Below are 12,351 nucleotides of genomic sequence, written 5' to 3' on the forward strand. Positions count from 1 at the left end.
GTCCTCGACATGTCGTGGCTCGATGCATCCTCAAGCGCGATACCCAACTGAGTCCCCGCTGGCCACCGCAGCCTCGTCATCCGCAGCCTCCCGCGCCGGTATCCCCCCGGGCTTGTCGAGTGGCAGCTCGACCTGCAGCGTTGTGCCCCGTCCCGGGGCGCTCATCACGCTGAGCTGTCCGCCCAGCGCCTCGAGGCGGTCGCGCAGGCCGACGAGGCCGGTGCCGGCGGCCGGGTCGGCTCCGCCGACACCGTCATCGGAGACCGTCACCCGCACGCGGCGCTCGTCAGCCTTCACCGCGACGCAGGCGAGCGTCGCCCGGGCATGCTTGGCGATGTTCGTCAGCGCCTCGGCAACCACGTAGTACACGGCAACCTCGACGGGCTCCGGCAGCCGCCGTGGTACGCACAGGTCGAGGTCGCACGGCACGACGCTGCGCCGGGCCAGCGTCCGCAGCGTCGGCGCGACTCCGCCTTGAGCCAGCAGCACCGGATGGATGCCCCTAGCGAGGTCGGAGAGGCTCTGGTGGATCTCCGTGAGCGCCTGGACAGCGCCGGAGAGCAGGCGTCGTGCGGCGGCCAGGTCCTGCACCGTATCCGTGGCGAGCCGCAGCTGCAGAGCCAATGCGATGATGCGCTGCTGCGCCCCATCGTGCAGATCACGCTCGATGCGGCGCCGGGCGTCATCAGCAGCGGTGACCAACCGCGAGCGGGACGCAGCCAGCGAGGCCCGGCTCTCGGCGGTGGCGATGGCCGTGCCCACCAGCTCGGTGAAGGCCCGCAAGCGCGCCTCGGCATCCGGCGGCACCGGATCCCGCTGGTAGGAGACCACCAACGCCGCACCCCACAGGTCGCCGTCGACGACGATCGGCACGCCGATACCACGGTGCACCCCGAGCTGCCGCATCTGCTCGGCAACCGGTCCCTGTACAGCGTCGTAGTCCACCTGGACGGCGCACTCGGTGCGCACCATGGTGCCCATGATGCCGTCGTCGCTGATCGGCTGGTTCGGGCGTCTCGGCAGCAGGTCACCCTGCTCGTCGCGTTCCGAGGCGACGAACACGTCGCCGGCGGGCTCGTAGCGCACCAGAGCCGTGCGACACCCCGTGAACAGCTGGTGCAACTCTCCAGTCACGGCTGCGAACACCCGATCCTGCGACCCGCCCCGGGCGACCAGTGTCGCGACCCGCCGCAGTGCCGTCTGCTCGGCGAGCAGCGCCTCGGTCCGCGCACGGCTGCTGCGCAGGGAGCTGAGAAGCCGATCGCGTTCCAGCGCGGCACACAGCATCGACGCCAGCGGGTCGCCGACGCCGTCGCGGATGCGCTGGCGCACGGGTGCCGGGGTCCCATCGGGCACGATGAGCCGCGCCTTCGGCTGGGCCTCATCACCAGTGCTGATCACGATGTCGCCGGGCGTGCGGTCGGCGTGGCCGGTCTCGCTGAGGTCGAGCGCTGCCGAGCGCAGCCCGAATCGGTCCGCGACGCACTGCGATGCGGCCCGCAGCCCGTCCTCCAGGTCGTTGCCGAGAAAGACGCGCGTCAGTCTCGCCACCGTCTCGGCCTCGAGCGCGCGTCGCCGCGCATCCCTGGCGTAGGTCCGGGCCACGCTGGCCAGCCCGCCGCCCACCAGCACCGTCACGGCGAAGAGCAGAAGGCGGACGGCATCGTGGGGAGAAGTCAGATGGAGACCGGCCGGCGGGACGAAGAAATAGTTGAAGACGGCGGTACTGACCAGCGCGGTAACGATGCCGAGCCGGCCGCCCCACACGATCGTGATCGCCAGCACCCCGAGCATGTACACCGACGCCCCGGGAGGGTTCCGTAGCGACATGGCCTGCAGCAGAAGCACCACGGCCGTTTCCACCACGACGATCACGACGGCGACGATCGCCCCGACCACCGTCGGGGGGCGGCGTCTCCGGCAACAGCCAAGAGGCCACCCGGTGAGCGATTGTGGGTCCTCCCAGGCCTTGGCGACCCGGCGAACGCTGAACAACATCCGCTCGCGGCCTGCACTGGTACGCGTGGCCTACTCCCACATGCCGACGGTTCGCCCGCCGCGACATGCGAACCATCACCCGCGTCGGGTGATAACAGCCGACCACGCGCCATGCGCGGCAGCGGACCGGGCCGCCCGATCCGCGCGGCGGGCAACGCAGCCGGCGTGTGCCACCCGGACGAACGCTCGGGAGACCGCTGTCAGCGAGCGTCTCAAAGTCGGTTGCCGTGCTGAGCTTCGGCCTCGCTGCGGCCGCCGCTGCGCGGGATCGCGATGGCAGGGTGAGATACAAGCAGAAGGGCAAGCGCAGCGGTTACTGGACGACTCATCCGTCGAACGGCGGCAGCATCGAGCAGCACGGTGATGACATATCGGGTCGGATGGGGGTTCGGTGGTATCAACGCTGAGGAGCGTGGCGCCGATGTCGCGCAGTCCGGCGAGGATGCCGTACAGCTGGGTCTGGTCGGCGATGGGGCCGGTGAGGAGGCTGGTGCCGTCGTGTTGGTGGACGATGCGCGGGCCGCCGAGCCGGCTGGACCACTTGGCGTCGAAGTGCCCGGCGACGCGGATGTCGTAGCTCGTGGTCACGGCGTGCGCCGGCGGCGGATGACGTACTCGGCCACGGCGAGGTTGATGAGCCAGCCGGCGCCTTTAGCGAGGTCGCCGGTGAGTTCGCCGGGCCCGAGGAGGGCCGTGGTGATGCCTTCGGTGAGCGCCTGGGTGCCGGCGGCGAGGCCGATGGCGTAGGCGCGGATCATCCAGGCGCGGTGGTCGGCGGTGTCGTGGCGGCGGACGGCGGCGAGGCCGAGGATCAGGCTGGCGGCCATCGCGCCGGCGAAGGCCAGCCGCAGGAGGTCACACCGCCGGCCCACTACCGCGCTGCGCGCGAGCCGGGGCGGCACGACCGGGTGACCTACAACAGGTCGCCAGTGCCCGGCTTCGGGCTGTACGCCAGGGTCATCCACAGCGCCGAGCCGGCGACGAGCAGGCCCGCGGCCGCTAGGACGCGACCGGTGCGGCGGTGCCAGCTCGGGTAGTTGCGCTGCAGGCGCGGGACGAACTGGAAGGCGCCGCCCAGCGCATAGACGGTAGCGCCGGCGATGTGGGCGATAAGCGGTGCGGGGGAGTGGAACACATCGTCGGCAAGTCCCACGTGCAGGTCGCCGGTGATGGGCAGGACGCCGGGCCCGTGCTGAGCATCGCGCAACGCCCGCTCGTACAGTCGCCTGGCCGCATCGGGCCGGCCGCGGGCAAGCCACATGCCGGCCAGCACGACGGTGGTGCCGAGCTCGTCGGCGAGATTGCCAGCGGCGTACAGGCTGCGCCAGGCGTCGGTGAACAGGATGATCGCGGTGGAAAGGTCGCCGGCGGCCCAGGTGGCGAGACCGAGGAATCCGGCCGCCCCGCCGCGGGTCCGCATGATCGGCCGGTGCGGTGAGCTCCAATGACGTCTCAAGCCCCGTCCGAAGCTTCCTGAAGGGTTTTCGGATCCGCAGTTTGCGTGCGCTGCGGCCATCCTCACATGCCGCTGCGGGCGTGGCGGCGTTCATCCTCGCCGGTGACGCACGGTGATGCATGGCCGCCCCACTCGCCGGCCGACTACGTCCACCGGCCGACGGGTGCCCGCGGAGTCGCCTAACCTCGGCCTTGGTCATCTGCAGTTCGAAGCTCTGATCACCACCGCCGGCACGGGGGCTGGCGTGCCAACGGATCGGCGAAGGCGGACAGCGCTCGAGGCTTTCCGGTGTGGCGGGACGGACGGGGCGTGCGCAGGCACGGCGCCGGCGAAACGAGCGTTGAAATGATCGGCCGTGGGTGGACACGTATCTGGTGACAACCACCCACCGTGAGATCCCGGGAGCCACGCTTTGGCACGAGCACCCTCCAGCGCCGCCCAGTTCGAAGACCTCTATCGCAGCTGTTATCAGGATCTGCTCGGCTACGCGCTGCGCCGGGTAGACCGGCCGCAGGACGCCGCCGATGTTGTCGCCGACACGTTTCTCGTGGCGTGGCGGCGGATCGACGAAGTACCCCTTGATCGGGCTCGCCCGTGGCTGTTCGGGGTGGCTCGCAACGTAATGGCCAACCAGCATCGGGCGAACCGGCGGAGGGCCGACCTGGCCGAGCGGCTGCGGCAGGAGCTGTCGCAGGCGACGGTGGTGCAGCCGGACGTTCCCGCGTCGCTCGGGGTGGCATTCGCCACCCTGACCGAGGCTGATCAGGAGGTGTTGCGACTCGTTGCCTGGGAAGGGCTGAGCGCCGAGGACCTCGCCGTCACGCTGGACTGCTCCGTCAACGCTGCACGTATCCGGTTGCACCGAGCCCGCAAGCGTCTCGCCGACGCGCTCACACAGACCTCTGTCACCACGCCACTCAGGAGTTCCGATGCATGACATCGACGAGGAGCAGGACGGCCTGATCCGTCTGCTCGCCCCGACCGTTCACCTCCGGACGAGCCCCGACGAGACCCTCATGTACGGCATCATGGCCACCGCGGACCGGCCCGCGCGGGTCCGCACCCGACGGCGTGGGCTGATCGCCGTTTCGGTCGTCGCCGGGCTCGCCGCGGCCACGTTCGCCGTCTTCGCCGCGTTGCCGATCTCCTCGCCCATCGGCGGACCGGCGCCGGCCAACGCGTTGTCGATCACCGAGGACGCCGGTTACCTGGTCATCACGATCAAGGATCCGGCCGCGGACCCGGCCCGGTACGAGGCCGAGCTCAAGCGTCGCGGCCTGGACATCAAGATCAACCTTGCTCCGGCCCGGCCGGAGGAAGTCGGCAAGGTCGTCTTCGACGAGGTCGGCGAGTCCGGGAGGCTGTCCTACATCGAAGACCCCGGCCACTGCACGTCCAACGGCTCCTGCACCGTCGGCGTCAAGGTTCCGCTCGACTTCAAGTCGTACGCCCGGATCACGTTCGGCCGGGCCCCGCTGCCGGACGAAGAGGACGAGGTCGGCACCACGTCCGGCGGCGACACCAAGACCGACGCGCTGCGTGGCAAGACCGTCACCGAGGTCCGCAAGATCGTCGCCACACAGGGCAAGACCATCCTGTACCGCGTTGGCTGGCAGTCGCTGGACGCCCCAGCCGACCAGGTCCCAGGCTCGTGGAAGGTCTACAGCGCCGCCTACGGCACGGACAACAGCATCGTCATCTGGGTGTCCCCGGACGGCACCGCACCCACCCCGCCCACCAACCCCAACCCCAGTCAGCGCGGCGGGGCCGGCGAAGGCAACTGACACATCCCGGGGGCCGGACTATCCGGCCGGCCCCCAGGCAACTGCCGCGGCCTGACGAACGGCAGCAATGGCCGGGACGAATACTCCACCGACGACGCAACCGGATCTCGACTCGGAACAGTACCCACCGCTCGATCCGCGTGAGTCCGCGCCTGGCGATGCCGGTGAACTGCTGCCGGAGGCCCCGGTCGAACCGATGCCGGACGACGCGAGGCTGGCGGCGTGCGCGAACCGCGTAGCGTCGAAGACTAGGTGCGGCGCACAGCACCCGGATCTCATAGGTTCTTGTCAGCCTGCGGATGCAGGATGGCTCTGCCGCGATCGGCTCGCTGCAGAGCGTTACGGTAACTCGATCGTCCGGTTCACGAACATGCGGTGATCGGCTCACCGCTGGGCCGTTCGGGGCCCGTGTAATCAGACGGGCCCCGGCGCCGCGGCCCGTCCCGGACCACCCAGCCCACCACCAGGCAGCGACCGGTTGACACCAACCGACCACACGTGCTGACGTCGGCACCGACATGATCAGCGACGCCTTCGAGCCCGACGTCGAGGACCAGGCCGCCAACGCACTCGACGACCAGGGCATGGACGCCGGCTTCGACGACGGCGGCGGCGACTTCGACTTCTGACCGGCCGGGCCGGCCTGAGCCGCACGCCGCTGATCACGGCGCCGCCGCCCCGACGCAAGCGGTCGGGGCGGCGGCGGTTGGCGTGCCGAGCGAGTGTCAGTCGTAATAGACCAGTCCGATGCCCGGGATGCACTTGGGCGGGTTGAACAACATCAGGTTTTTGATCGGTGTCCGGGTCTGGACCTGCCCACCCTGGATCTGCATGTCCCCGAAGAACCAGACGTCGCCGACCGGCTTGAAGATGTCGCACGGGTCCTTGGGAATGTAGTCGACCGGATTCCAGGTCGAACCGCCACCGCCACCGCCGCCGGGTGAACCCGTGTCGGAGCCGCCCGGAGTCGGGTCCCCGCCGACCGGTGAATGCCAGTTCGGGTTGAACCAGAGGTCGTGCTGGATGACGATGCCGGTCGGGGTGATGGCCCGGCACATGCTGTCGACATCGGTCCCCTCGCAGAGCTGCGATAGGTTGGCCGCCGCGTATTGGTCAAACGCCTGGATATCCTCGTCCGACGTGGCCAACGGCTGCGGATTGATGGTCAGCGCGGCGAAGTTCGGCCCCTTCGGAAAGAGCGACGGGAACGTCCCGGCCAGGAAGGTCGCGAGCGCCCTGCCCACGACCACCGAGCCGAGCTCGTTCGGGTGGAAGCTCTCCTGGTACGACTTGAAGTAGTCTCCTTGCCAGAAGATGCCCGGGCGGCGGACGAGACCCTGGATGTACGAGTCGGGCTGACCGAGCTCGTGTCCGGCGATCAGGCTGGTCCCGTTCGGACCGGCGGTGTTCGGGTCGAAGATGTGGACCTTCGTCGCCGGAAACGTGGACTGGAATTGCGCCACCCCGTCCCGGATGGCCTGGTTCACCTTGACCGCGAACGGATACATCAGGTCCATGCTCCGGCCGGTGAGCTCTCGGATGCCGGTGTTGCCCGATGGCTTGACCGGCACCGGGTAGAGCTGCACCACGATCTCGGTCGTCGGATGCGTTTCCCGGACGTCCCTCAGCCCGTTCGCGACCTTGTCCTTGAGACCGTCGATCTGCGGCTGCAACCGACCCACCTCCGCGGCCACCGCCTGCTCCTGGACCTGCTGCCATCCTCCCACCGTGAAGATGCCGCTGACCGGGTTCAGATACGCCTTCACCGCCGTGCCGACCAGGCTGGCGAAACCGGCGTCGTTGCCACCGAGCCCGAAGTAGACAATCTTGGCACCGGTCGGGACGTCCACAGCCTGGCGCTCGTTGCGGATGGCCGTGCAGCCGTCGCAGTCCGGCTGCGGCTCGTTGAGGTGCTTGATCAACGCCCCGGACGAGGCTTTGAAGAAGAGCCGGTCGCGTGAGAAGGTCGTCGTCATCGTGTTCGAGGTGAGGGTCATCCGCCGAAACGGGAACCGACCCAGTTCCAGGGCTGTCCAGGCCACGACGAAGGGCGCGAGACCGGACTGGTGACGGAAGTCCTCCGTGCCATCGGCCTTCGGCAGGTACATGTGGTCATGGCTCGCGCCCTCACCACTCGTGTAGCTGTCGCCGTAGACGACGGCGTCGTACGGGTCCGCTCCGGGCAGGTCGACACAGGTCGGCGGGCACGGCAGCACCGACGGGAACGGCGGTCGAGGCGGCAGCGGTATCGGATCGGCGCCCGCCATAGCGGCCGGCAGGAGCAGCCCCAGCGCGGCGAACAACGCCGTCAGGACGAGGCGTAGCTGGGTACGTCTTGGGACAGGGGTGCGTGGCATGTGGTACATCCCTCGATGGTTGCGGTGGCTTTGCCGCAGCAGCATGCTGCACGGCGGCCGTCGCTAGCATCGGGCGGTTCCCTACCCCACCCCCCTGAATCGACCAGCGTCCGCGGCCAGGAGCTGAGCGAGCGTGACGCGCGATTGCACGCCGAGCTTCGCGAAGGTGTGGGAGAGGTGCGCCTCCACCGTCTTGGGGCTCAGGTGCAGCCGCTCCGCGATCTGCTGGTTCGTCAGCCCGCCCACGACGAGGTCGGCGATCTGCCGTTCCCGGGTGGTGAGCGCTTCGAGCGGGCCGGCCGGTCGCCGCTGCCCCCGGGGCGCTCGGGCGGCCAGCCGACGCTCGTCGCGCGCCAACGCGGCGGAGAGCCAGGCCGCCCCGGCCGCGGCGAACAGGGATTTGGCCCGGCCTATCTCGTCGCGGACCTGCCCGACCGAGCCCAGCGCGGCATACAGCTCGGCGGCGAGCTGCCGCGTGAGTCCCTCCTCGACCGGCGCACCGGCCGCGGCGAAGTGGTCGGCGGCCTGTTCCGCGTACCCGGCCGCGTCCTTCGACCGCCCGCACAGCATGAGCACCTTCGCCTGCGCCCGGTGCGCGAAGCCCAACTGATGCGCCAGGCCCGACTCCGTCGCCCGGGACAGGGCCCGTTCGGCGAGCGAGCCGGCCTCCGACCGGGCACCGGCGGTGGCGGTGGCCATCGCCTGGAGGGCCAGGCAGTACGTCCTGGTCGGCTCGTCGGCCGGGTCCTCCGCGGTCAGCGCGGCCAGAGCACGGTCCGGCTGCCCGGCCTCGGCGTAGACCAGCGCAAGGTCGAGCCGCGCCAGCCCGGACCACCAGCCCGACCGGGGCCGGGTCCCGGAGATCCGTTCGGCCAGTTCCAGGGCGGCCCGCGGTCCGTCCCGCCACAACAGCGGACGCAGCAACAGGATGCTGGACATGGCCAGGGTCTCCCGGCTGTGGATCAGCCGGGACGCCTCGCGGGCCTCCTCGGCTGCGGTCACCGCCTCGGGCAGCCGGCCCTGCCGCTCGTTCAGCGCAGACACGACGATCAGCAGGTACGGCACGCTGTGGCTGCGCCCGGCGCGGTACGCGATGTCCAGCCCGCGGCGCAGGTGTCGCGACGCGTCGTCGTAGCGCCGCAGGTGCAGCTCGACCCAGGCCAGCGGCGCGATCAGCTCGAGGTGCGGCGCGAGCGCGTCGTCGGTCATGGCGTCCGTCAGCCACGCCGCCCGGTCGGCCTCGCTCCGGCTCGCCGCGACGTCGCCGTCGCGCAGGCTGGCCAGCGCGTGGATGGCCCGGGCGGCCGACTCCAGCGGCTCGTCGTCCGCGTCCTTCAGAGACCGCAGCGCGACGGCCGCCGCCAGCCGGGCCTTGCCCGGCTCCCGCCCCATCAGCTCGACCGCGGCCAGCCCGACCTGAGCCAGGCTGGTCGACCGCTCGCGCGCCTGCGGCCGGGTCAGCTCGGTGGTGACCAGTGCTTTCGCCTCGTCGAAGTCGCCGAGCAGCCGATAGATCATCGAGGAGAAGCCCGCCGCCGCGATCCGCAGCGGCGCCGACGCACGCATCACCTCCTGGAGGATCTGCCGGCTGGCCGCCAGATCGCCGGTCACCCCCAGCGCGCGGCCCAGCGCCCATTGCAGCCGGACCCGCCACAGGGCCCGGTCCACCTCGTCCGGCAGCAGCCGGATCGCGGTCCGCAGCAGCCGGACGGCGGTGGACGGCGCGGCGTCCAGCGCCGCCGCGGCCGCCGCCTCCAGCGTCCGCACCGCCTGCAGGTCGCCGTGCTGCGCCGACTGTGCGGTGTGGTGGGCCAGCAGCTGTAGCGGGCCGCCCTTGGCGCGCAGGTACTCCGCCGCCCGGTCGTGTGCGCGCGATCGCCAGGCCGCGCCGGCCATCCAGTACGCCGCGGCCCGGACCAGGGGGTGGCGGAACCGGAACGCGGCGTCTGCCTCAACCACCAGGCCCGCGCCGACCAGGTGGTCGATGGCGTGGTCGAAGGCGGCACCGGGCAGTTCGGTGATGGACGCGACGAGGTCCAACGAGATCGGTTCGCCGGCCACCGCCGCCGCGCTGGCCACCTGCCGGACGTCCGGCGTCAGGACGGTCAGCTCGGTGCTGAGCACGTCCAGCAGCGCCCGCTCGGGTGCGCCGGTCGCCGCCTCCCCGGCCTCCGCGAGCGCGGTGAGCGTCGCCTCGCTGGCGTCGGCAAGCGCCTGCAGGTAGAGCGGGTTCCCATGGGTGGTGCGGTACAGCAGTTGCCGCCGGCCGCGGTCCGCCTCCGGCAGCAGCGCCGCCACGTCGGTCTCGCCCAGCGGCGCGAGGCTGATGTGCACGGTCGCGTCGCCGAGCTCGGCGACGGCCCGGGCAATGCCCGCGGGCACCTGCGCCGCACGGTACGCGGTGGCGATCAGCAACGCCGCCCGCGGCGGGCGCCGCAGCAGGTACTCGGTAAGCTCCACAGAGGACTGGTCGGCCCAGTGCAGGTCGTCGAGCACGATGGCGACCGGGCCGGCGGCCCCTTGGTCCTCGATGAGCCGGCGCGCGCGTTGGAAGAGCCGGTAGCGGTCGAGCCCCGCCCGCCGGGCCTCGGACGGCCCGGTGGCGTCCACCAGCAGCTCGGTCAGCGCACCCTGCGCGTCCCGGTCCGGATCACCCGGCTGGGGTTCGAACGCGGCGAGATAGACGCCGAACGGTACGTCACGCTCGAACTCGGTCGCCTGCCCGTGATGGACGGCGAAGCCCCGGACCCGGGCCAGATCGGCCAGCTCGGCGAGCAGACGGGTCTTGCCCATCCCCGGATCGCCACGCACCACCACGGCCCGCAGCGCCCCGTCCGCCGCGCTCGACACGGCATTCGCCAGCAGGCTGCGCTCAGCGTCGCGGCCGATCAGCCTGCCGTATGTCGCCCCGTCTGCCATTCCGCCCTGAACATCCAGTCCGGTGAGTGAAGGTAGCAGCGGCGTCAGCCTAGCCCGCCGAGCGCGGCTGGGACCAGCGTTGCGGCCCGGCCGTTGCCCCGCCGCGTCAGCCAGGCGTCGCAGCATCGTCTTTGACGCTCAGCACGGGCATGGAGCTCCCTCGCCGATAAAGACATCGACCGGGGTCGAGCGCGGCCGGCCGCTCGACGGACTTCGCGAACTGGCCTGGTTCGCCCACGAGGGCCGGCGCCTCGACCGGCTGCTGGCCCACGCCCGGCACGCTCTCGTCGACGCGCGCCTCGCCCGGCGGACACGCGCAAACTCGTCCCCGAGGAACGAGGTAACCGTCGGACCAGCTGAACGGAGCCGATCAAGGCTGTGAGCAGGCCTACGGGGAGTGGCTGCGCCGGCAGCGCGGCAACGCCGAGTCAAGGGACCATCTTCGCGCCGCCCGCGACATGTTCGACGCGCTCGGCTGCATCCCCTGGAGCGAGCGGGCCCGCCGCGAGCTCCGTGCGGCCGGCGAGACCAGCCGCCGCCGGAACCCGGACGCCCGCGACCAGCTCACGCCCCAGGAGCTGCAGATCGTCCAGCTGGCCGCCGAGGGGCTGACCAACCGCGAGATCGGCCAGCGGCTGTATCTGTCGCACCGCACCGTCAGCTCGCACCTGTACCGCATCTTCCCGAAACTCGGCGTCGTGTCCCGTGCGGAGCTGCACGCCGTCGTCAGCGCGCTGCGCTGACATGCCGTCGTCCGGGCGCCCGCCCATCGGGGCGAGCGCCCGGACGGGCGGGCACATTGCGTGCAGGGGTGGGTCAGCTCAGGGGAGCGGCGGCGAGCCAGCTCGTGTCCTGGGCCCACGACGACGTGGCGTCCCAGGCGTTCGAGCCCCCGTTGCTGGCGATGTAGGCGGTGAAGCGGTAGTGGCGGATGTACTTGGTCGGGTAGTTGACCGACTGGAACGAGTAGCCGGTGCCGCTGTTGCCGGGCCGCAGGCAGAAGGTGGCGTCGGCGGCGAACTGCGCGGTGCCGTCGTTCGGCTTCAGGTACAGCTCGAACGCGTAGTGCCGGAGGTACTTGCCGGCCGCGTTGGCCGACTCGAACGAGATGCAGGCGCTGTCGGCCAGGCCGGCCCGGACGATCCACGTCGCGTCGGCCTTGCCTGTGAGCAGGGCCACAAGGTGTTGTCCCTGATCGTCACGGCCGAGCATCGCGGGGACAGCCCACAGTTCATTCCGGTCCTACGCCGTATCCGCGTCGGCAGACTTGGCGCCGGTCGGCCCCGGTCACGTCCGGCGCTGGTGCTGGCTGACAAGGCCTACACCAGCCGCGGCAACCGCGGATACCTGCGCTCACACGGGATCAAGGCTTGCATCCCCAGCAAAAGCGATCAGGACGCCCACCGCAAGACCAAAGGCGCCCGCGGCGGGCGTCCACCGAAGTTCGACCCGCAGCTCTACCGGCTACGACACGCCGTGGAGAACGGCATCGCCCGCCTCAAACGGCACCGCGGTGTCGCCACCCGCTACGACAAGTTAGCCGTCCGCTTCCAAGCCGTCCTAACCATCACGATCATCAGCGAGTGGCTCTGACCAGCTTATGAAACAGGCCTTAACGGTGTACCGCCGTCGCTGTTCAGGTCTGGTTGCTAAGGAAGAGGGCGGCGAGCCGGGGCAGGCGGTGGCGCATCTCGGTGGCATCGTCGAAATCGAAGTCCCAACCCGGGTCGAGGTCCGGGTAGGTGCCGGTGTAGGCGTCGTCGGGTAGTGCGTTGCCGGTGACCGTCTCGTAGGTGTGCCAGACGACGCTGATCATGTCGTCGCCCCAGAGAGCGTC

The 12,351-nt window shown here is 70.7% G+C and carries 10 protein-coding genes and 1 pseudogene; 4 read left to right on the top strand and 7 right to left on the bottom strand.

Features of this window, described 5'->3' with window-relative positions; all coding sequences use genetic code 11:
• Positions 1–30: 30 nt before the first annotated feature.
• From ACPPVO_RS24270 to ACPPVO_RS24280, 3 genes are all read right to left on the bottom strand, one after another.
• A complete protein-coding gene (locus ACPPVO_RS24270) occupies positions 31–1,875 on the bottom strand; it encodes a DUF4118 domain-containing protein (protein ID WP_426513447.1) in 1,845 nt (614 codons plus the stop codon).
• A gap of 707 nt (positions 1,876–2,582) precedes the next feature.
• A complete protein-coding gene (locus ACPPVO_RS24275) occupies positions 2,583–2,900 on the bottom strand; it encodes a DUF2306 domain-containing protein (RefSeq protein WP_426513448.1) in 318 nt (105 codons plus the stop codon).
• 11 nt (positions 2,901–2,911) lie between these two features.
• The gene (locus ACPPVO_RS24280; RefSeq protein ID WP_426513449.1) at positions 2,912–3,418 is read right to left on the bottom strand and encodes a DUF2306 domain-containing protein; all 507 of its coding nucleotides are present in this window, start codon (positions 3,416–3,418) and stop codon (positions 2,912–2,914) included.
• 448 nt (positions 3,419–3,866) lie between these two features.
• Between ACPPVO_RS24280 and ACPPVO_RS24285 the strand changes: the two genes are divergently transcribed.
• Both ACPPVO_RS24285 and ACPPVO_RS24290 read left to right on the top strand, forming a co-directional pair.
• Entirely contained in the window at positions 3,867–4,391 is a 525-nt protein-coding gene (locus ACPPVO_RS24285; RefSeq protein ID WP_426513450.1) for an RNA polymerase sigma factor, read from the top strand.
• Positions 4,384–5,238: a hypothetical protein gene (locus ACPPVO_RS24290; protein ID WP_426513451.1), complete on the top strand. Its 855-nt coding sequence runs from the start codon at positions 4,384–4,386 to the stop codon at positions 5,236–5,238. Before ACPPVO_RS24285 ends, ACPPVO_RS24290 begins: the two co-directional genes overlap by 8 nt.
• A 725-nt stretch (positions 5,239–5,963) precedes the next feature.
• Here the strand turns inward: ACPPVO_RS24290 and ACPPVO_RS24295 are convergent.
• Together ACPPVO_RS24295 and ACPPVO_RS24300 are read right to left on the bottom strand one after the other, a co-directional pair.
• Positions 5,964–7,541 carry a hypothetical protein gene (locus ACPPVO_RS24295; protein WP_426513452.1) on the bottom strand — a complete coding sequence of 526 codons (1,578 nt, stop codon included), beginning with the start codon at positions 7,539–7,541 and terminating at the stop codon, positions 5,964–5,966.
• Between the two features lie 135 nt (positions 7,542–7,676).
• Positions 7,677–10,445 carry an ATP-binding protein gene (locus ACPPVO_RS24300; RefSeq protein WP_426513453.1) on the bottom strand — a complete coding sequence of 923 codons (2,769 nt, stop codon included), beginning with the start codon at positions 10,443–10,445 and terminating at the stop codon, positions 7,677–7,679.
• A 527-nt stretch (positions 10,446–10,972) separates the two neighbouring features.
• Between ACPPVO_RS24300 and ACPPVO_RS24305 the strand changes: the two genes are divergently transcribed.
• Positions 10,973–11,257: a helix-turn-helix domain-containing protein gene (locus ACPPVO_RS24305; protein WP_426513454.1), complete on the top strand. Its 285-nt coding sequence runs from the start codon at positions 10,973–10,975 to the stop codon at positions 11,255–11,257.
• Positions 11,258–11,330: 73 nt separating this feature from the next.
• On the opposite strand, the gene ACPPVO_RS24310 is transcribed toward ACPPVO_RS24305, so the two are convergent.
• Positions 11,331–11,726 (bottom strand): AbfB domain-containing protein, encoded by a 396-nt coding sequence (locus ACPPVO_RS24310; protein ID WP_426513455.1) that lies wholly within the window; start codon positions 11,724–11,726, stop codon positions 11,331–11,333.
• On the opposite strand from ACPPVO_RS24310, the pseudogene ACPPVO_RS24315 reads away from it, so the two are divergent.
• Positions 11,670–12,107, top strand: a pseudogene (locus ACPPVO_RS24315) (transposase); the annotation flags it as partial. The gene ACPPVO_RS24310 and the pseudogene ACPPVO_RS24315 sit on opposite strands and share 57 nt — an antisense overlap.
• A 43-nt stretch (positions 12,108–12,150) precedes the next feature.
• On the opposite strand, the gene ACPPVO_RS24320 reads toward ACPPVO_RS24315, so the two are convergent.
• Positions 12,151–12,330 carry a hypothetical protein gene (locus tag ACPPVO_RS24320; protein ID WP_426513456.1) on the bottom strand — a complete coding sequence of 60 codons (180 nt, stop codon included), beginning with the start codon at positions 12,328–12,330 and terminating at the stop codon, positions 12,151–12,153.
• Between the last annotated feature and the right edge of the window lie 21 nt (positions 12,331–12,351).

The sequence above is a fragment of the Dactylosporangium sp. McL0621 genome, from assembly GCF_049995355.1.
Classification (GTDB): Bacteria; Actinomycetota; Actinomycetes; order Mycobacteriales; family Micromonosporaceae; genus Dactylosporangium.

Excerpts from the sequence above, each read along its gene's own strand:
- ACPPVO_RS24290 (WP_426513451.1), top strand. The coding sequence starts at position 4,384 with ATGCATGACATCGACGAGGAGCAGGACGGCCTGATCCGTCTGCTCGCC.
- ACPPVO_RS24320 (WP_426513456.1), bottom strand. The coding sequence starts at position 12,330 with ATGATCAGCGTCGTCTGGCACACCTACGAGACGGTCACCGGCAACGCA.
- ACPPVO_RS24280 (WP_426513449.1), bottom strand. The coding sequence starts at position 3,418 with ATGCGGACCCGCGGCGGGGCGGCCGGATTCCTCGGTCTCGCCACCTGG.
- ACPPVO_RS24305 (WP_426513454.1), top strand. The coding sequence starts at position 10,973 with ATGTTCGACGCGCTCGGCTGCATCCCCTGGAGCGAGCGGGCCCGCCGC.
- ACPPVO_RS24310 (WP_426513455.1), bottom strand. The coding sequence starts at position 11,726 with ATGCTCGGCCGTGACGATCAGGGACAACACCTTGTGGCCCTGCTCACA.